Origin of the sequence: Endozoicomonas sp. ALC013, from assembly GCF_049310205.1 — a bacterium.
GTDB lineage: Bacteria > Pseudomonadota > Gammaproteobacteria > Pseudomonadales > Endozoicomonadaceae > Endozoicomonas.
Genome location: NZ_JBLYNS010000009.1, coordinates 18,472 through 38,276, shown reverse-complemented (window position 1 = coordinate 38,276; position 19,805 = coordinate 18,472). Strand labels below are relative to the sequence as shown.

Genomic DNA, 19,805 nt, shown 5'->3' with positions numbered 1-19,805 from the left:
AAAACCATGAGTGACTTCAATCAACATGCCGAGTGGCTCTCTCTGCTGGATATCTCCGGGCCGTTTCTGGCAGTACCCGTTTTAAAGAAAGCCTTTCCCCAGGACCTTGATAAGCTTGAGCCAGCCAAGAAGAAAAAGCTCAATCAAGCCTATGAGGAATGGCTCGAAGCCCAGGAAAATGACGATGTTGATCTCGCAAAGATTCACCAGGAATGGATCAACCTGGTTCTGGGAGACATTCTTGAATGGTTCGACGAAGACGAAAATTCACTGGTAGCTGGCGATAACCTGCCAACCGAGCTTAGGCATATCTTACCGGAATATGGCATCACACTAAGGCCGGATTTTGGCTTAGTTGATGACCAAACCAATCAGTGCATGCTGCTGGTTCAAACTTATGCTCCGGGTTATGACCTGCAAGCACCTTCTAAAGGTGATGGTTGGACGGCATCTGCCACTGAAAGAATGGTTCAGCTATGTCGTGCAACAGGTGTCCGCCTTGCTTTAGTAACCAATGGTGAGCAATGGATGCTGATAGATGCTCCAGTGGGTGCGGTCACCACATTTGCCAGCTGGTATGGCCGAATCTGGCAACAGGAACCGGTGACTCTTCGGGCATTTATTTCATTGCTTGGCATAAGGCGCTTCTTTGTTGATGATTCAGAAAAGTTGCCTGCACTACTGGATGAGTCCCTCAAGCATCAGGATGAAGTCACTGACGCCTTGGGTGAGCAGGTCCGTCGGGCAGTAGAGGTGCTGGTTCAGTCGCTGGATCGGGCCGATCAGGACAGAAACCGTGAATTACTGAGAGATGTTCAACCCGCTGAACTTTATGAAGCAGGGTTGACCGTTATGATGCGGCTAGTCTTTTTGTTGTGTGCTGAAGAACGTGAGTTGCTTCTGCTGGGGGATGAGCGATTTGAAGCGCACTACGCAGTATCCACTTTGCGAATGCAGCTAAGAGAAGTCTCCGATGAGGTACTTGAGCGACGCTTGGATGGCTGGTCTCGATTACTGGCTATTTTCAGGGCGGTTTATGGTGGTGTTGAGCATGAAGGTATGCGAATGCCTGCATTAGGTGGCTCATTATTTGACCCTGATCGTTTTCCTTTTCTGGAAGGAAGGGCAAAAGGCTCCTATTGGAAAACCGATCCTGCAAAGCCATTACCTATTGATAACCGAACCGTTCTGCTGTTGCTGGACTCCATACAGCTGTTTCAGGGGCGATCACTGTCATACCGGGCATTGGATGTTGAACAGATCGGTTATGTTTATGAAGGTCTTCTTGAAAGAACAGTAAAAAAAGCGACTGATGTTACCCTTGAACTGGATGCAACCAGAAGTGCTAAAAAACCTTGGATAACGTTGGGAGAGTTAGAGTCAGCACGTCTAGATGGGCAAAAAAGATTTGAAACTCTATTGCAGGAGCGAACAGGCAGCTCTGCCAGCCGTGTTCGTAATGATCTGGCTAAAACTGTTGATGAAACCTCTTCAGACAAGCTGCTGACTGCCTGTAATGGCGATGAGCAGTTAAGAGACAGACTGCTTACTGTTTTTCATTTGCTTCAAACAGACCGCTGGGGATATCCGCTGGTCTACCCCAAAGGTGCCTATATGGTAGCCATGGGGGCTGACCGCAGAGAAACCGGTTCCCACTATACGCCGAAGTCTTTGACAGAAGCCATTGTCAAAGAAACACTGGAGCCTGTGGCTTATATTGGGCCAGCCGAGGGTAAAGAGCGGCAAGACTGGGTGCTTAAACCCGCTGCAGAACTGCTGGATCTAAAAATTTGTGACCTTGCCATGGGCTCTGGTGCTTTTCTGGTACAAGTCTGCCGTTGGTTATCCGAGCGTTTGGTTGAAGCCTGGGACCTGGCTGAGAAATCAGGTAGAGCTATTTCTTCTGAAGGTGAAGTATTGGATACACTGGGCAAAAAAGAGCCACTTTCAGCACAAGCAGAGGAAAGGCTGCTAACTGCCCGCAGGCTAATTGCTGAACGCTGCCTTTACGGTGTCGATATGAACCCGCTGGCAGTTGAACTGGCAAAGCTCTCCATCTGGCTAATTACGCTGGCTAAGGGTCGTCCATTTGGTTTTCTGGATCACAACCTGCGACATGGCGATAGCTTGCTGGGCATACAGAATCTGGATCAATTGCTCCACCTCAATATGGACACGGCTAATGGTCAACGGCAGTTGTTTGCTCAGAAGATTGAGCAGGCTGTTCATGAAGCGATTGAATTGAGGAAAACCCTACGCTTACGGCCCATTCGAGACATCAAAGATGTTGAGGTGATGGCGCATCTGGATGCTCAGGCCAAAGAAAAATTAAGGCTGCCAGAGCTGGTCGCGGATGCCTTAATCGGTGAAACACTGAAACATGGCGGAAAAACCCCGGACACTACGATTCTCTCAATTTATGCGGGTGAAGTGCTTAATGGTGATAAGCAGCAATTAAAACAGCTCGAAAAGATGGCAGAGCGTGGTTTGGCTACCGACCTACCATCTGGAAAGCCTCAGCGTAAGCCATTCCACTGGCATTTGGAGTTTCCTGAGGTATTTGTAGGTCGCCATGGTTTTGATGCCATTATTGGCAATCCTCCTTTTGTAGGTGGACAAAAGATTTCCGGTTCTATGGGCAGCAACTATAGAAATTTTATCGTGAACGCTATTGCTCATGGGGTCACAGGTAGTGCAGATATGTCTGCCTATTTCTTTCTAAAATCGTATGCGTCTCTTAATACTAAAGGTTGTTTAGGGCTTATAGCTGTAAATACAATTGCTGAGGGAGATACTAGGCAAGTCGGCCTGGATATGCTGGTACAAGATGGAGCTTCTATTTACTCAGCGCATCCGAATCAGCCTTGGCCAGGAAAGGCTGCAGTGATAACAAGCCGTGTACATATATCTAAGCGCAATTGGCTAGGCGCGCGCTCACTATTAGGTGCCATATGTCAGCATATTTCTTCTTACCTGACTGCTGAGAGTGATTGGAGTCCTGCTCAGCTTAACTCAAATAAAGAACTCTCATACATAGGTTCATACGTGTTAGGGCTTGGTTTCACTATGGATGAAGTGACCGCAAGAGAGCAAATAAGTAAAAATATGGACAATGAGAGGATAATTTTTCCTTACTTAACAGGTAAAGATTTGAATGAACATGTTAATCAGGAAGCTGGTCGATGGATAATTAATTTTTGGGACTGGCCTATAGAAAAAGCTAAGGGCTACTCATGGGCTTATGATAGATTGGTTGCACATGTAAAAGAAGAGCGGCAGGCAAAAAAAGACAAGACGGCCAGAGACAAGTGGTGGCTTTTTCTTAGACCACGTGGTGAACTTTACCACAAGATTGGCCGAGGTGATTCTTTTATTAAACACCCAAAGGGCTGGTTTCCAAGCCCTCGTAACGAGAATGTTATTTGTAATGCTCGGGTTGGTAAGTACTTTTCACCCTCTCTCGTACCAAATCTATACGTTTTTAATGAAAAAATAGTTGTTTTTTCTTTTTCAGAATATGGTTGGCTTGGTTTCTTGAACTCCACGTTGATCAATGAATGGATTTGGAAGCATTCATCAAGATTGAAGATGGATCTCAATTTTTCTCCAAGCGATGCCTTTGAAACCTTGCCACTTCCTGACAGAGATCAGATAGTATCTTCCCTTAATGTTCTAGGAGAGAGGCTGCACCAGCAAAGGCAGGCTTCAATGGAGCTTAGAGGTATTGGTTTAACCAAATTTAATAATCTAGTTCACTCTGGAAATTGTAATGATCAGGACATTTCTGACTTTAGACGCACATTAGTATGCATAGATCAGAAGGTTCTTGATCTTTATGGATGGACTGATATTGACCTTAAGCATGGATTCCATGAGAGACATTACTTACCAGCAGGCGATAATATTCGATTTGCTATATGTGAATGGAGCCGAACCAGTATTCTTGCCCGCATGGCTCAGTTGAATAAAGAAATGTATGAACAGGGCTCACTAGCCAACACAGTTCCAGCCAAAGGTAAAAAGATCTCAGCTAAAAAAACGGTCAAACCCAAAGTAGCCAAAAAATCCGAGGAAGCTGCACCACAGATGGGGTTGTTTCAACCGGATCCAGAGCCACCCAAAAAGGCTGCGGGAAACCAGTGGGGCTCCACAGCTATTCACCAGATCTGTGCCTGGTTAGAAAACAACGAAGGAAAGGCGTACTCCAGAGATGTCATCCTCAACAGCTGCGGTGCTGATCCAAAAGAGTGGGACTCGGCTATCAAAGAGTTGCTGGCTGATGGTGATGTTGAGCAGTTGGGTTCAGGTGATAAGCTACGTTATCGAGCCAAATTGTAAGGGGGAGAGCCGTGTCTGAACAGGGTAGGAAGAAGCGTCGACTGAAAAAACGGGAGAGGCGTCCGATTCATCTGACTGAAGAGGAACAGGCTCTTGGGCAAGAGTTAAAGGAATTACTCGACCATATTCATAATGGTGGAGACATCGTCCCTACCCCTGAAGGGCTGCTGTTTGCAGAAGGTCTGATGCTTGGCAAGGAGCTATTGCTGCAAGGACACATTGGTTTTGAAGGTTGGGTAAAACAGATGAAATTGAAATTGGGGGATGAGATTACAAGTTCTCTAAAGATGATTTACCCCATGCTAATGGTTGATGAGACAGTTCCTGATGAGCTTGCAGATCAGATGGATTCTTCAAAAACTGTGAGAAATTTTGACGTTCATGGCTGTGGAGAGGATGGCGAAAGATGATACCCAAAAAAAATGCCTGGATTGCTCTTGATAGCAGTACCCACACCCAGACAGCCAATTTCAGCAGCTATTTATTAACGCTATCCGGTGAACGGCAGAAGTATCAGGCTGTCCAGGAAGATGACTACATAGCCGTAGTTGATAGTGCAGGCAAGGCCCTGAAAGTTGGCCGGGTCTACCGTATTCGTTCCGATTTAAAATGCACATCCTTTTACTTTGATCGTCTGCTTGAGATTGATGGAAAGCCTGATATCTCTCTAGCAGGATGGGCACTTCCTTCAGGAAGAATTGGTCGCTTGGGCTGGACACAGTTTGCAGAGGGGCTTCCAAAGCTTTCAGGTGTCACGACAGCAGATATCCCACTGATTCAGAATCAGGCTTATGTTCGAGAGCTTTTGCAACTGGCAGTAATGGATGACCTGCTGGGCCCTGCCTGTGGTCCTCACGAAGAAATCGCTGAAATGAGTGTGCGGGATCGCTATCTGGTGGGTAAGTTTGCGCCTCAGGCAATCAGTAAAATTGGTGTGGAAGGACTAGAACTGGAAGCGGAAGCCAGTGACGAAGTACCTGACGATCTGGAGGCTCATACCGGTTACGATGATCCAGGTGCAGAGTTTGGAAAAGCCAGCAGCTCTGTGGATGGTGATGCTGAACCTGCAGAAGAAATAGATACATCCAATAACCACAGTCTGGTGCCTTCCAGCTTTGGTATGACCTTCTGTGTGGATGGTGATGTCAAAGAGTTGGAAATAGAGGCTCAGTGGGGGCGCTATGAACGAACTGAGAGTGAAACAGTTGAAGATCGTAAAACAGGCCAGCCTGCACGGGTATGGAAGCGGATTCCCTGTGGTGACAAACTTGTGCTACCACTGAAGGATGGTCTGCTTTCTGCGAAGTCCATTGATAAAGAGAACCCTTCTATTGTTATTCAGGGTTCTATCCGTCCACCAAACCATAAGGGCGACAGACTGGTTACCCTGTTTATGGTTAATACTCAGGACGAACCTGATCAGAATCGGGATTCAGCCTGGGTATTTCAGCCAGAGTTATCGGTGCAGGCTGCTCATGGTTCTGGCGATGCGATCTTCAGACGAAGACCAGTGCTGGATAGCCATGGGGAAGATCCGGAACGTGAAGCGCTTGAGATGATCTATCGCAAGCAGGTGGAGTTTGCAGTGGGTCATGGTGTTTCAGTGCATGCAGAGGTTCGGGAAGAGCGTCTGGAAAAAGCGGTTTCCATCAAAACCGTGGTATTGCCTCAAAGTGAGGTGCCTGTTACTGACACACCAGGACGGAATGAAAATGACCGGCCTGTTTTACGGCAGATGATAGCCAATGGCTATCTGGACATGTCAGAACTGGCAACTATGGAAAAAGAAACGCTGGTTTCAGCACTGACGATGCTAACGGATGATTATTCATCCTGGATTAGTGAGCAGCGTGATCGGATTGGCGTTGATGTAACTGGTTATGATGAACAGGCCAACTTGGCTCTGGATCGTTGCGAAGATATTAAAGAGCGTCTGATAGCCGGTATTGATGTATTGGCCGAAAATGAGATGGCTCTGAAAGCATTCCGATTTGCCAATGAAGCCATGGCCAGACAGCGTGTCCATGGTATTTATGCTCTTGAACGCAGAAGAGGCAGTAAGGAGTCTGTCGAGTTCTTCAATGAAAGAAAGAACCGTTCATGGAGGTCATTCCAGCTGGCGTTCATTCTTCTTTCAATCCCTTCACTCGCTGACCCGACACATAGTGATCGTACGAAGCCTGTTGAAGCTTATGCAGACCTCCTGTGGTTCCCTACCGGTGGTGGTAAAACCGAGGCGTATTTAGGCGTTGCTGCTTTTACCATGGCGATACGGAGATATCAGGGCGATTTGGGTGGTTTTGATGGTAGCCGGGGGCTGTCTGTCATTATGCGCTACACCTTGCGACTGCTGACTCTTCAACAGTTTCAAAGGGCAACCACTTTGATTTGTGCCATGGAGGTGCTGCGAAGAAAAGCAGTAAAGGATGGTGATGCTTCTCTGGGAAAAACACCTTTTACTATTGGTCTTTGGGTAGGTAAGAAAGTTACCCCGAATACGACGGCAGATAGCCATAATGCCATTCAAAATTTTCGGGATAACAAACTTGTTGCATCCTCTCCGGCTCAATTAACCAGCTGCCCATGGTGTGGCTCAGAAGTGGCTGCTGGTCGTGATATTGAAGTCAACAAGGCGGCCAATAGAACCACCATATATTGTGGTGACAAACTTGGGCGTTGTGACTTCTCTAAAGGTAAGTCATCACAAGAAGTCCAACCGGGTATCCCGGTGCTGGTGGTTGATGAAGAAATTTATCACCGTCCTCCCACAATGATGATTGCGACGGTTGATAAGTTTGCCATGATGGCATGGCGGGGAGAGGTAAGAACGCTCTTTGGGAAAGTTAGCCAGGAGTGCCCAAGACACGGCTTTATCTGGCCGGACTCCCCTTGTAATGGTAACCATCGGGCTGATAGTAAAAACGGCCTTTCTGCTGTCACTGTGAAAAACATTGATCCGGTACGTCCACCGGACTTGATCATTCAGGATGAGTTTCATTTGATCAGTGGGCCGCTGGGAACCATGGTTGGTCTTTATGAAACCGCTGTGGATGAGCTGTGCTCATGGAGCATTGATAATAAAACGATACGTCCAAAAGTGATCGCTTCAACGGCAACCGTCCGCAAAGCTGAAGAGCAGGTGCGAAATGTATTTATGAGGCAGGTTTCTGTTTTCCCTCCCCATGGACTTGAAGTTGAAGATAACTTTTTCTCTGTTCAGAGACCCTTAAAAACTAACCCGGGAAGGCGTTATGTAGGGATTTGTTCACCGGGTAGCTCAAGACCGGCGATGTTGATTCGAATATACACATCGCTGTTGGCGGCTTCACAGGCGCTCTTTAACCGCTTTGGTCAACTGGCTGATCCGTACATGACAACAGTTGGTTATTTCAATTCCCTCAGGGAATTGGGGGGCATGAAGCGGTTAGCAGAAGATGATGTAAGAACGCGTTCTTACCGAGTGCAAATGAGTCAGGTAGCCAGGCCCGGCTTAGAGCAGCGGAGTGTCAATAATACTGATGAGCTTACATCCCGGGTTTCAGGGAAAGATATTCCTAAAAAGCTGGATCAATTGGAAATAAAGTTCAGAGCCGAGTTGGACCTTTCAACGGGGCGCTATGTCAGCAATTGGGTTAAAGGTGAAGACAGGGCCGTTGATATTGTTTTGGCAACCAATATGTTGTCGGTCGGGGTCGACGTAAATCGCCTCGGATTGATGGCTGTTAATGGGCAGCCGAAAGGAACAGCCGAATATATTCAGGCAACCAGTCGTGTCGGTCGAGCATCGCCAGGCCTGGTTTGTACTGTATTAACCTGGGCCAGACCCAGGGATCTTTCTCATTACGAAACTTTCGAACATTACCACGCAACATTCTATAAGCATGTGGAAGCTCAGTCTGTAACTCCGTTCTCGCCAAGGGCATTGGACCGGGGTTTAACCGGCACAATGTTGAGTATGATTCGACTGGAACATCTTCCTTTCAATCCGAACACTGGTGCTAAGGCTCTGGAGAAAGCGCATCAGCCGGAAATGACTACTTCTATAGAACGGTTAAAGGGTAGAGCCTGGCATGTGACAGACAGTACAGACACCCGGGATTTAGCTGAGATCATGCTTAAAGATCGAGCTGATAAGTGGAGTAAGGAGGCTAATGAAGGCGGTCGAATTTTGTCTTATGAGAAAAAAGGGAAGCAAAAAGACACCACCGTAGCTTTGTTGCAGCGCCCGGGAATTAAAAGCTGGGAGTGGAAAACAGTTCCAATGTCTATGCGGGAAGTTGAACCCGGGGTTCGATTAATTATGAATACCAAGACTATGGCTGAAGGTCCTGACTGGTCTCCTTCTGTTGATAAAGATAATGGGGCAGACTCAGGAGAGAGTGATGATTAATGAAAAAACTCCGGTGGGGGATGTCAGGCCCAGCCAGCTCTTATGGACCTATGGACCCGGTGCGCTAATAGACTTGCCAAGTCTTTCAGTGCTGACTCTGGGAATACACCTTTGGGATAAAGATCGATGCCCTCCTATTGTGGAAGCGAGACTTCTTGCTGCTGTCAGGAAAGAGCTGGGTGCTCAGGTTGAAAGTCTGCGGATGCCACCATTCCAAAAAAATGAGCAAGTGGATGCATACTCGGCTGAAGCTAATATTGGTGTTCCTGTTCTTCCCTTCCCCCGCTGGCTGAGATGTGTTAAATGCGGCCTTTTGTCGCCGTATGACCGTGGGCTTTTTGAGTGTAAGGAGAACCGGTATCGTCCAGAACTGACTCGCTTTGTTCATAAGAGCTGCTCTGGCTCAAAGGGCGAAGCAAAGCCAACAGATGCTGATGCCGTTCCCGCTCGTTTTCTTTTAGCTTGCAGAGATGGGCATTTGGATGACTTTCCCTGGCACTATTTTGTTCATGCTGGTATCAGCTCATGCAAAGGGACTCTCCGGTTTTTTGAAAGTGGAGCATCACTACAGACAGAAAATCTATGGGTGAAATGTGATGAGTGTGGCAAGTCTAGATCGCTGGCTCATGCATTTGGACAGGCCGGTAAAGAAAACCTGCCAAAGTGCAGAGGTCGCCATGCGCACCTGAATATTTTTGAGGATGACTGCGCAGAGGATGCCAGAGCGGTTTTGTTAGGAGCGACTAATAGCTGGTTTCCAGTCACTCTGTCTGCTCTTGCCATTCCGGTGACCCGAGACCCTATCATTCAGTTGCTTCAGGATGGGATGAACTATTTTGACGATGTAGAGTCAGAGGCTGAGATTGGCTTCATTGTAAAAACGCTGAAGAAAACTGGCAGTTTAATTGGAATTGAAAAATATTCTAATGCGGAAATTTGGGCTGCTCTACAGGAAATTACTTCGGGGAAAGCGCAGGGATCTGTATCAGAGTCAGATATTAAAGGCCCCGAGTGGGATGTATTAACAAACCCCAATCCACCTAAAGATTGGCCTCATTTCTTGAGTACCCCTACCTCCCCCCCAACCGCCTATACAAAGCAAATTTCTGCTGTTTTACTATTAGAAAGATTGCGGGAAGTAAACGCCTTGCTTGGGTTTACCCGTGTCGAGGCTCCTGAGCACTCTTCCGATCCGGATGAAAGGCCAGAAGTTGCCAAGCTGTGTCGTTCTGCGCCGGAGTGGGTTCCTGCTACAGAGGTTCATGGTGAAGGTATCTTCATTCGCTTTGATGAAGAGCAGTTACAGAAATGGGAAAAAGAGCCTGCAGTACAGGAAATTGATAAAAAGCTGATAGCTGGCCATAGAGGGTGGCGAAATGCCCGTAATCTCAATCCGGATGAGACTTATCCTGGTATTCGTTATGCGATGTTACACACTTTGGCTCACCTGCTGATCAGGGAAATGGCCTTGGAGTGTGGTTACAATGCAGCTAGTATTAGAGAGCGGATTTACGCCGATACGGAAGGTCATCAACAGCAGGCTGGCATTTTGATTTATACCGCAGCAGCTGATTCTGATGGAACACTTGGGGGACTGGTGGATTTAGGCAAACCAGAAAATCTGGGACGGCTTCTGGAGAGTGCGCTCTATCGAGCAAGGATCTGTTCTTCTGACCCACTCTGTTCTGAACATAATCCGGAAAAGGATCGCTCTTTACATGCTGCGTGTTGCCATGCCTGTGGTTTTGTTTCGGAAACTTCCTGTGAGAAAGGTAACCGCTATCTGGATCGATCCCTTGTGGTTGCGACTCTTGATTGTGCGGATGCTGCATTTTTTGGATAGAGGGATATTGTCTTGGAAAAGCTGCTGGAAGCAGTCAACAATTTGGTCAAGTCGACGCATCCTGACAAGTTGCGTCAACTTGCCATGTTGATTAAGGATGCCGAGCCACCCATCAACCAGACTGCGTTTGCAAACAGTTGGAAAGCAAGCAGCCTTTCAAGGGGGAAGCTTTTGTGTACGCTACAGGAGTGGGATGAGTCATGCATTTCCAAATATGAACTGGCCGGTATGATTCTTGGTGCCTGTTCCAGTGCTCATTCAGGGAACTCGAATGGAAGCGTTGAGCTTGTCTGGACTGGACCGGACACAACCATTGTTCCTGTGAGGCAGACTTCAGCTGTTTTACATGAGGTTATTGATAAGGCTCAGCATTCCCTTTTTATCGTGTCTTTTGTTATTACGGATATAAAGGCAACAGCCACTGCTTTGGAGGCAGCTATCAACCGGGGAGTTAAGCTCTCTATACTGACTGAGTCTTCAAAAGAAAGAGGTGGCAGTTTGGATTATGACCCAGGAGAGAATATTGCCAATAGACTCCCATTGGCCTCTGTTTATTATTGGCCTGAAGAGAATCGACCTGATGGCGGCATTGGGTCTGTGCATGCAAAGTGTGCTGTTGCTGATGATTCTTTAGCGTTTATTACAAGTGCTAACCTAACGGGGTATGCCCTTGAGCACAATATGGAAATGGGTGCATTAATCACGGGAGGAAGGGTACCTGGAAACTTAAAAAACCACCTTGATGCATTGATTTTGACCAACATAGTAAAGGTAATTAATGTGTCATCTTAGGGGGAGACATTAAGGGTAGATTCGTTGGCCTGCATATATTTCGTTTCGACGCAGGCTGTTCAACAGTTGTTTGCAACTGGCTCAGCTCAGGTTATATATCTATCGTTCTACTGTCACTTTCCTGCCCCATGTGATAGAACTCAACCCCAAACATTAATCCTGACCTTTAGGCACATCCATGCAATTTGACTTAGACACCTACCCAAGTGTCAAACTCCTTGCCCAGCAGCTTGAGAAGGTGTCTGGCAAACCGGCACTGATCGTTATGGATTCGTCCCTTGGGGATATGCTGTCGACTCAAATCACAGCCCGCACCCCCGGGCAGCCTGCACATGTAGTTAAGGTTAATTCGAAATATCACGCTCTTCGTCATGCCCTGGCTTCCGTTCAGCTGCGCTTTATTCTCCGTCGGTACCAGATACAGTCGCCCCTGAAAGATGTTGGACTGGCACCTGGAGCGGTTGACATCATCAGTGAGCAATTAAAGAATGTCGAGCAGATTCCTGCAGGCCAGTTGCCGGATATCGCGCACAGTATCGCTGGTAACCTGATCGTGCAACTGCGCTCTGCCCTGCCCACGGTGGCCGTGCACCATGAGCTGCAGAAGTACCAGAGTGAGCTTTGTGACCAGCAGCAGGAAGCGATCAAGATAACCATCAATAACAACCTGCAATCGCTGAAAGAGACCATTTTCCCGGCACAATTGGTACGCTGGAATCGCCTGCTGGCAGCCACAGAGAGTTTTGGCCTGGCCAGCCTCATCAAAAACAAACCGCTGATGGTTCCGTTTGAGTCCCTTGGGCTGCTTGAGCCCGCCAAAGAAATTGCTGGGCCGTTACTGCTCGGTGAGTATGATGGGCTTGATGATCTGGAGCTGGTAGAAATAACAGCCAGCAAAATTAAGATGACGGAGTTGCACCAGTGGATCTGAATCGTGATGTGGTAATTTCCCTGGCGCAGTTTGACCGCTCCCAACTGCCTGCGGATCAGCAAGACCTGGAAGGCATCGATTTCCGCTTTGCCGTGGTGGATCACCTGAAAGCCAGGTATCGGGACCTTGGCCACCATGTGGAAGTCCGGGCGGATTTGGAAAAAGTGGTTATCTCTCCACAGGCCAATGATGCGAATATTCTCAAAGCCCTGAATGCCGGCAATTTGCAGTATGGCATTGAGCTTTGTGATGAGCTGTTAAGGCAAGACCCGGATAATGGCAGTGCACTTTACAATTCCGCCATGGCGCTGTCTGACCTTAACCAGCTGGATAAAGCCATTGAGCGGTTGCAGCACTTAATTGAGGTGCAGGGAAACTCTGCAGGAGCCAATGTCTATGTTGCCCTGGGTGTTGCCTATGCCCGACAGCGCACCGTGGCCAAAGCGATTAACGCGTTTGAGTATGCACTGGAAATAGAGCCTGCTAATCAGTTTGCTTTACGTAATGTCGCCAGTCTTTATTCTGCAGAAGACAGAAATGATGAGGCACTGGGCATCTATGAAAACCTTGCCCCCATGTGCCCACAAGACCCAATCACACAGCTGGGCTATGGTGAAGCACTGCGGAAAGCCGGTCGGCGCGATGAAGCCATCGCTCAATTCAATATCGTTTTAACCATCGCTCCCGGTTCTCCTCAAGCTCAGCAGGCAAAAGAGAGCAAGACGGCATTATCCACAGAAAAGAACGCGCAAATCAAAGAGGAAGCGGGCGGCTTGAGAATGGATGCGGTTATGTACATAACCGATGCCATGAAAGCTTACGACAGCCTCCCTGAAGAACAGGCGAGAAACCTGTTCATTGAGGTTGCCATGAAAGGCCAGTCTGGTTTTGACACGGATAGCTCAGAGCAGAAATATAGGCTGAAGGCGATGCCTGGCCAGCACTATTCCGGTTTTCACCTGGTATGCATGATGTACGTTGGCTGTCGAAAAGTGCTGGGCAGTGATGGCTCTGAAATGGGCATTGATCTGGCCGATGAGTACAAGATGGCTGAGCAGACGTATAAATCCGGATCTTAACTATTTCTGTGCGGTTCAGCCCAGGCAGTGTGAAGTTCAAAATACATCTTCTTCATACTGCCAGCCATACCCACCCGCCGATGCCCTCTTTCCCCGGCATACTTTGGCAATATTGGAATGCCAGATACCCAGCTCTCTCTCCACATCGGCGATACATCCCCAGCGTTTCAGCACTTTCCCTGTTTTGCTACTCAACTGCAGCACTGCCACACTGCAGGCATTATCTTCTCCGATAAGATGCTCTTTAAGGCCAAGGGCCACAGCATTTTTCTGGCTTTCGGAGTTATTGACCCAGGCAAGGTTTTCCAGACGGGGATCTTTTTTGTTGCCGTTGAGATGGATGACCATGGGTTTGTTCAAGGGGTTCGGTATAAACACTTCTCCAAGCAGGCGATGGAGAGAATAGGTATATTTTTTATTGTTCTTATGCAGTGATACTGAATAACCACCCTTGGGATGGTCTGTTAACTTGACCAGCATCTCTTTATCCCGCACGCCAGCATTCCTGCTTTTTATACGACCCTTGTTGGATATCCAGTAAAGGCCTGCAAAGTCAGGAATTTCCCGCCACTCCTCTCCCTCAAGATCAGCGACCTGCGAAATCACTTTCCGCTGAATGCCAAAGTGCGACTGCAACAGTTTGGCGATGGTATAGCCTTTATGTTTGCAGCCATCATAAAGCAATACGGACTCATGATTCCCTATGACTCTTTTGGCCAGCAGTTTGCCGGTGGCAAGGCTACGGACATCGCCGGTATTCGATATTTCATAGCGGGATTCCAGCCCTTTAACGGGTAGCCAGTCAGATCTTGTAAAATGCAAAAAATAACCATTACATGTGAAAAATCAGGGTTCAGAGTATAAGGCTTGGATGCCTTAACGAAAAGTTCACTGTATATCCAATATCTTCTAGCTCACTCCAGAGCTTGCAACACATTCATGGAAGCTAGCTTTGCCATAGCAGATAAAGTGCTCAGGATAAACTCAACTCACACCCATAATTTATACACAAAATCCTTAATCCACTTTTTCGTATTTTGAAATACCTGCTTACTGCCCTTTTTTTCTTCAGGTTCACTAAAACCCTTTATTTCCTGCGCTACCTCTTCAAAACTACGACCTTTATCAACATAATCTTCAATCGAATGATCGCTAAGAGGATAGCCCATCCTCTTATTGAGACTTTTTAAAACAACATAATTCTGCTTTCTAATAGCCTGTTCAATTTCTTCTAACATCATATTTCCAATTTATAAAAAGATGATTCAACAGATTTCAATCCCCTCTTCCACTCACTCTTTGAATTAGCCGAAGTTTTATCCTGAATAATAGAGAAATACCTACACTCTGGCGTCTGCGCTTTTGCATGCTTCAAGAATACCTGCATTTCTCTTCTGAACCTATCAAAACTCATGGACACATCATCATAATCCTTATGATTAGTTATTGATAAATATTCTTTATTCCTATACTCAGGAAATATATTTTTGATATAAACATCATTATCTGTAACAACCACCTTAAATGTGTACTCTATTTTACCGGTCTCTGGATCAGACCAGCAGGGAGGATGGACTAGCCCCGTACCTGCCAGGTATTTCACTTGATTTTTTAAAGAATTATTCTTTTCCCTGGTTCTCGCTATCTCTTCTTTAAAGCCCTCTTCTCTCTCCCTGTATTCCTCTATAAGCGCCTTTACATCATCTTTATGCTCATTAATTTCTTGAAGTACTGCCAATTCATTATTTAGCTGATCTTCTCTAACTTGTTGATCTTCAATCATCTTAATTTTATTTTGGTTATCCTTTTTTAATTCCTTAACCTCAGACTTGATTTCTTCAAGCTTTTTTATCAAATCAATCATATCAAAATTATTATCTGTGAGCCTTGTTAGTGATGTCCATACATCATCAATCTTCATCCTCGCCAGAATATTATCGGCTTCAGGAGTAGAAAAGGATGTATTAAGTTCTTCTGCAAACTGTTGTAGCTGTGCCACAGCCTCATTTAAATCTAAGGGTTGTTCATATTCTCGATGTTCTAACCCCAATTTTTCATGAACTTTATGCAAATCATCATCGACAGAATGAATTTTTCCTCTGAGATCATCCAGTACAGCCTGCTTCTTTTGAAGATTACTGTTCAATAAAACCATAACAATCAGCAAAGAAAACATGATAATTAGTAGTAACTCTATCATGGAAATACTGAATACATCAGAACGTTCTTGTTGCATCGTCGTCCTTGTCCCCGAGGGTATCAACTATACCTTTAGAGGTTTTTAACATATTATCGCTAAACCGTTTTGCAGATTGTATTAGCTCTTCACTTGTGGCATTAAATGCACCATTTAGATTTTCCAAAGCAGCCCGCCTTTCTTCGAGCGCACCTATCAAAAAAGCATCTTCTTCTGAAAGCTCTTTCAGACCTTTTAGTTGAAGAGCATCACGAAGTCTTTTACATAACCCTTCATATTCTTTTATTGTCTTAGCCAAAGATTGAGAAGTTACTTTATCAGCTTCCTGAATGGAAGCTAATTGCTCCCTGACCTTCCCACCTATTACATTAAGATTCTGCGTTAAACCATTATACAATTCAATTGTTTGAGTTGCGTCTTGATTCAACTTACTTAAAGCAGGTGAAGTATTTTCTTTGAAAGTATCCAGAGTAGTGATCGTACTTGAGACACAACTATCTAATGCATTAAATTTATTATGAACTGTGCCAATACTAGAGTTTATTCTTTTCGCCTGAGCTCTGAAATCAGCTACTGTTTCTGTTAGTGAGTCTTTTGTAGCACTAAACCCTTCAGCTATTCCCTGTTTTAAACTGGATATACCATCCGTGGCAAAGTCTCTGTGAATATTGGTGAACTCATTGGCTGTAGCTGCAAGCTCATGCAGGGATTGTCTGGAGTGCTGATCTATCTTTTCCAAGGATTCATTGATCTTGGTGCTGCACCCTTCTGAAAGAGACTCAAGGTTTTCCAAAGAGCTCTCCCTGATTATCTGAGCAGTTTCATCAAATATTTTCGCAACATCCTTGCAGCCGTTATCCATCTCACTGATTTTGTCAGATATAGTATTAGAAAACACAGTAAGATTTTCAGTCACTATCTTCATTTTAATGACAACTGTTTCAATACTATTCTCAAGAGTTTCTTGAGCCTCGTCTTCAACTTTATGCAGGGATACATCGAATTGTTTGTAATACACTCTGATAAAAAGTCCCATAAGGGTTGTTACCATGGCCATTCCAAACTGACTCAACACATTATTTGCTGAAAGCTCTTGTTCTGAAAAACCAAAAGCACTCATGCTTGCTATTAAGGTAAGGACCGTTAGCAGGAACCCCAAATAATAAACACTATCGGAGAATATATCACGCAATTTTCGAGGAGAGTTTCCTTGAGAATATATAAGCCAGTAAAAGCCGATAATGCATGCAGAAAGAAACATAGAATAAATCTGACCAATACCAAAAAAGGCAACTGAAAAGACTAATATAACACCCATTATCGCACTTATGCTAAATGCCTTTCTTAGCCCTTTTACACTTATATTGTTATTCTTTGGTATTGACAAGCTATCACCATGATTTCTTTTATCTACATCCATCTTTATCTAACCTTTTGCACTGAGATATTAGAAACATGGGATGCTTCAAACAACTTCTCCCACCAGGATAATAAATAATCGGATTGAAGCTCACCTTCTCTATTATCTCTGAGAATCCAGAAAACTTTCACATCCACTCCCCGTAAATCAGGAACTATCCTTTTAAGATTTTGATCATCATCAATTGCTTTTAGTTTACCCTTGTAAACTGTGATTAACTTGCTATGTTGAAGCAGGTCTGACAATAAAACTATCCTATTGATGTTCACGCCAGATTTTAATTGACCACTACTAACAATATCAAACAAACTTTCAATTATTGGTGATGAGCTTGAATCTTTGTCATTTATTACATTTGATAACACATGATCAATAGGCTCTTGAAACTTTTTATTAAAATCATTTTTTATCATCCTCTCATTTTCGATCAATTTATTTACACTCTGCCCAGATTTAGGCTTACACTTCTCGAATAGAGTTTCAGACAATCCATTATATGTTCTAGAGTCAATAGAATAGAGTGAAATCATATCACCTTCTTTTAACATTTCGATTTCAGAGTTCATAACATCCTTGATGGCTCTTATATGGCTTTTACTGAACTCCCCCGTCCGATCAATAATCACAACAGTTGCACTTTTCACCTTATCATTTTGACAGAATGTATTTTTATCAAACTTGGGTTTAGAAAGCATCCAGTAAACTGCAGAACCTATAATTACCAACAAAATAGCTGCTGCCACTGCTATTTTGATGGATAACATATTTGCCTGACGATTTCGCATTGACCTAGATCTGCCCATCAAAACTATCTCTCAGTCCCTTAATGAAAATATCAATTTTCGAAAAATAACTCTCCCTTAACTCTGGAAGAATACTTTTCATATATTGATCATAATCTTCCTTAATCAAATTAAAATCTCTAAACGCCTCTCTATTGGAAGACTCATTAATACTTTCTTCTTGCAAAGTAACTTCCTGAACTGGGTCAGAAAACTCTGCATTTCTGTTGTTAGCCTGCGAGTATTGATATGAAAACAACGACCTTGTTTCGAGACAGAAATTTTCATACTCACTTTTCTGTAGGGCTATAAAACATGCAAACTCACTTGATAGTAGATGCAAAGCATGCTCTGCATCGACAACTCGGTTATACACTTTCTTAATTTCTTCAATTTCAATCTCAAATTCATTCTCTAACTTTTCTTTTGTCACAGCTAAAGCTTGATGAGCATCCCCGCTAACCTCATTTATATTTTCCTTCATTAAGTGCATTTTTCGTGTGATTTCACCATAACCAGGGTAAGCATCATCGGATTTAAAAAACTTATACCAAGTAACCAAAAAAACAGAAAAACTAATGATTGCCAATATCCAACTACTAACTGTTTCTAAATTTAATGCACTTTCAATAAAGCTCTGTACGGCATCTAAATGTGCTGTTTCGGGTGCTTTTTCTAATGCCGTTCGATAATGCCCTACAAATAATGCCAATGCAGCTGCGGTACTTATGAATATGATAACCAGCATATATGCCAATGCTTTGATCCAGAGGCTGTAGTGATTCAAATATCTTGATGACATGCTAGTAAAGAAACTAATGAGAATATTGCATGAAGAGAGCAACAGGGCAACCAATGCTCCCCCGGCAAGGCCATATTCACTAGCCAGAGAAAAGAAAAAACTATTTGTCAGAGTTTCAAAAATCAGCATGACAAGCACTAATGGTATTGCTGAATTAAAATGATTTTCTGGATAATGTGCATGCCGACTAAGATTGTGTATTCGTCTGAAGTCCTGCCAATCCTGATGAATAGCCCTGTACTGATCTTTCGCTGTTTTATAATCTTGCTTAAGCTCTTCAATCTCAGATGGTGTTTCTATTTCATAATTAGCTTTTTGATGAATCTTATTCCGAACCTGGGTTATCTTTTGGGAGTTAATTTTCCCCCTTGCCTCTTTAGATAATTCGTGGAGTTTTGATCTTTGCTTCTGATCATGCTCCAGCACTATTGTCCTTCCCTCACTTTCAATTCCAGTACTGTAAACCGGATCCTGAAAGTTTCTTACTTGTATAATCACCTTTTGTTTAGCATCAGTCTCATCTAGTAGCTGATCCTTATCCTTTCGATTAAAAAATCCCATTGACTGCTCACCATATATTTAAATATGTGTCACTATTTTGATTTTAGTAAAATGGAATGCCTGAGTGCCATTTTGATGACACCTCTCATTGATAGGCTTATTTATATCTTCCATTTCTTTAACATTCTATGATTCACACGGGTAATAATAGACTAGTGTACGTATGTGCAATATTTAGTCTGGCAGGATGTACTATGGTTGGTGCCTGAACATGATCGAGTGATTGTTGATGGTTATTTGTATGGCAATATAAAGCCAACTCTGCTCCCCATTGATCTCCACCCGCTACATGTGGAGTTGTCTCTCAAGTTCGCTTATATGGTTCCTTATCTAATAAGCTCTGCTGTCAACTTTAACATCGTTCTGGTTAAACGGCTTAACAGGGGATTCAAGACCAATCTAATCTTTATCCATCCATACACCAGGCTCAGTTCAAGTTATGTATTGGTCGGTGTTTGCAAAAACTGGGGTCATAAAAACTGGGATCAGGTCTTTCCTTTTGAAAGTCATTAGACGTTTGAATTTTCAGCTGGGCCATCAGGAATTCTTACGTTAAGTCTTGAACCTTGAAATCAACGCCAAAGATCAAGACCTGTCTTGTGCCATGAATCTTGCCTATGTTCAAAAAGGAAAGACCCCAGCTTCTGGGCTGGTGAAAGGCAGTTACTAT

Annotated in this window: 13 protein-coding genes; 7 read left to right on the top strand and 6 right to left on the bottom strand. The window is 44.5% G+C overall.

Annotation, left to right across the window (positions count from 1 at the left end; genetic code table 11):
- Window positions 1-6: 6 nt before the first annotated feature.
- The 7 genes from ACO6V1_RS03575 to ACO6V1_RS03545 all read left to right on the top strand — a co-directional run bounded on the left by ACO6V1_RS03575 (window position 7) and on the right by ACO6V1_RS03545 (window position 13,373).
- The gene (locus tag ACO6V1_RS03575; RefSeq protein WP_422449528.1) at window positions 7-4,338 is read left to right on the top strand and encodes an Eco57I restriction-modification methylase domain-containing protein; all 4,332 of its coding nucleotides are present in this window, start codon (window positions 7-9) and stop codon (window positions 4,336-4,338) included.
- Between the two features lie 11 nt (window positions 4,339-4,349).
- On the top strand, window positions 4,350-4,748 hold the full coding sequence (locus ACO6V1_RS03570) for a hypothetical protein (RefSeq protein WP_422449529.1): 399 nt from the start codon (window positions 4,350-4,352) through the stop codon (window positions 4,746-4,748).
- Entirely contained in the window at window positions 4,745-8,728 is a 3,984-nt protein-coding gene (gene drmA / locus ACO6V1_RS03565) for a DISARM system helicase DrmA (protein ID WP_422449530.1), read from the top strand. The genes ACO6V1_RS03570 and drmA overlap by 4 nt, the downstream gene beginning before the upstream one ends.
- Entirely contained in the window at window positions 8,697-10,571 is a 1,875-nt protein-coding gene (gene drmB, locus ACO6V1_RS03560) for a DrmB family protein (protein ID WP_422465827.1), read from the top strand. The genes drmA and drmB overlap by 32 nt, the downstream gene beginning before the upstream one ends.
- A 12-nt stretch (window positions 10,572-10,583) precedes the next feature.
- Window positions 10,584-11,363: a DISARM system phospholipase D-like protein DrmC gene (gene drmC, locus ACO6V1_RS03555; protein WP_422449532.1), complete on the top strand. Its 780-nt coding sequence runs from the start codon at window positions 10,584-10,586 to the stop codon at window positions 11,361-11,363.
- 178 nt (window positions 11,364-11,541) lie between these two features.
- Complete coding sequence (locus tag ACO6V1_RS03550; RefSeq protein ID WP_422449533.1) at window positions 11,542-12,294, top strand: hypothetical protein; 753 nt, start codon at window positions 11,542-11,544, stop codon at window positions 12,292-12,294.
- On the top strand, window positions 12,285-13,373 hold the full coding sequence (locus tag ACO6V1_RS03545) for a tetratricopeptide repeat protein (RefSeq protein ID WP_422449534.1): 1,089 nt from the start codon (window positions 12,285-12,287) through the stop codon (window positions 13,371-13,373). The genes ACO6V1_RS03550 and ACO6V1_RS03545 overlap by 10 nt, the downstream gene beginning before the upstream one ends.
- A gap of 36 nt (window positions 13,374-13,409) precedes the next feature.
- On the opposite strand, the gene ACO6V1_RS03540 is transcribed toward ACO6V1_RS03545, so the two are convergent.
- From ACO6V1_RS03540 to ACO6V1_RS03515, 6 genes are all read right to left on the bottom strand, one after another.
- On the bottom strand, window positions 13,410-14,195 hold the full coding sequence (locus ACO6V1_RS03540) for an NUMOD4 domain-containing protein (RefSeq protein ID WP_422449535.1): 786 nt from the start codon (window positions 14,193-14,195) through the stop codon (window positions 13,410-13,412).
- 167 nt (window positions 14,196-14,362) lie between these two features.
- Complete coding sequence (locus ACO6V1_RS03535) at window positions 14,363-14,614, bottom strand: hypothetical protein (RefSeq protein WP_422449536.1); 252 nt, start codon at window positions 14,612-14,614, stop codon at window positions 14,363-14,365.
- Window positions 14,611-15,609, bottom strand: a complete 999-nt coding sequence (locus ACO6V1_RS03530; RefSeq protein ID WP_422449537.1) for a hypothetical protein — start codon at window positions 15,607-15,609, stop codon at window positions 14,611-14,613. The genes ACO6V1_RS03535 and ACO6V1_RS03530 overlap by 4 nt, the downstream gene beginning before the upstream one ends.
- Complete coding sequence (locus tag ACO6V1_RS03525; RefSeq protein WP_422449538.1) at window positions 15,590-16,990, bottom strand: hypothetical protein; 1,401 nt, start codon at window positions 16,988-16,990, stop codon at window positions 15,590-15,592. Before ACO6V1_RS03525 ends, ACO6V1_RS03530 begins: the two co-directional genes overlap by 20 nt.
- A gap of 2 nt (window positions 16,991-16,992) precedes the next feature.
- Window positions 16,993-17,775: a hypothetical protein gene (locus ACO6V1_RS03520; protein WP_422465825.1), complete on the bottom strand. Its 783-nt coding sequence runs from the start codon at window positions 17,773-17,775 to the stop codon at window positions 16,993-16,995.
- Window positions 17,776-17,779: 4 nt separating this feature from the next.
- Window positions 17,780-19,135, bottom strand: coding sequence for a hypothetical protein (locus ACO6V1_RS03515; RefSeq protein WP_422465823.1), 1,356 nt, complete (start codon window positions 19,133-19,135; stop codon window positions 17,780-17,782).
- Window positions 19,136-19,805: the final 670 nt, after the last annotated feature.

Excerpts from the sequence above, each read along its gene's own strand:
- ACO6V1_RS03520 (WP_422465825.1), bottom strand. The coding sequence starts at position 17,775 with ATGCGAAATCGTCAGGCAAATATGTTATCCATCAAAATAGCAGTGGCA.
- ACO6V1_RS03530 (WP_422449537.1), bottom strand. The coding sequence starts at position 15,609 with ATGCAACAAGAACGTTCTGATGTATTCAGTATTTCCATGATAGAGTTA.
- drmB (WP_422465827.1), top strand. The coding sequence starts at position 8,697 with ATGGGGCAGACTCAGGAGAGAGTGATGATTAATGAAAAAACTCCGGTG.
- drmA (WP_422449530.1), top strand. The coding sequence starts at position 4,745 with ATGATACCCAAAAAAAATGCCTGGATTGCTCTTGATAGCAGTACCCAC.
- ACO6V1_RS03575 (WP_422449528.1), top strand. The coding sequence starts at position 7 with ATGAGTGACTTCAATCAACATGCCGAGTGGCTCTCTCTGCTGGATATC.
- ACO6V1_RS03525 (WP_422449538.1), bottom strand. The coding sequence starts at position 16,990 with ATGGATGTAGATAAAAGAAATCATGGTGATAGCTTGTCAATACCAAAG.
- ACO6V1_RS03550 (WP_422449533.1), top strand. The coding sequence starts at position 11,542 with ATGCAATTTGACTTAGACACCTACCCAAGTGTCAAACTCCTTGCCCAG.
- ACO6V1_RS03535 (WP_422449536.1), bottom strand. The coding sequence starts at position 14,614 with ATGATGTTAGAAGAAATTGAACAGGCTATTAGAAAGCAGAATTATGTT.
- ACO6V1_RS03515 (WP_422465823.1), bottom strand. The coding sequence starts at position 19,135 with ATGGGATTTTTTAATCGAAAGGATAAGGATCAGCTACTAGATGAGACT.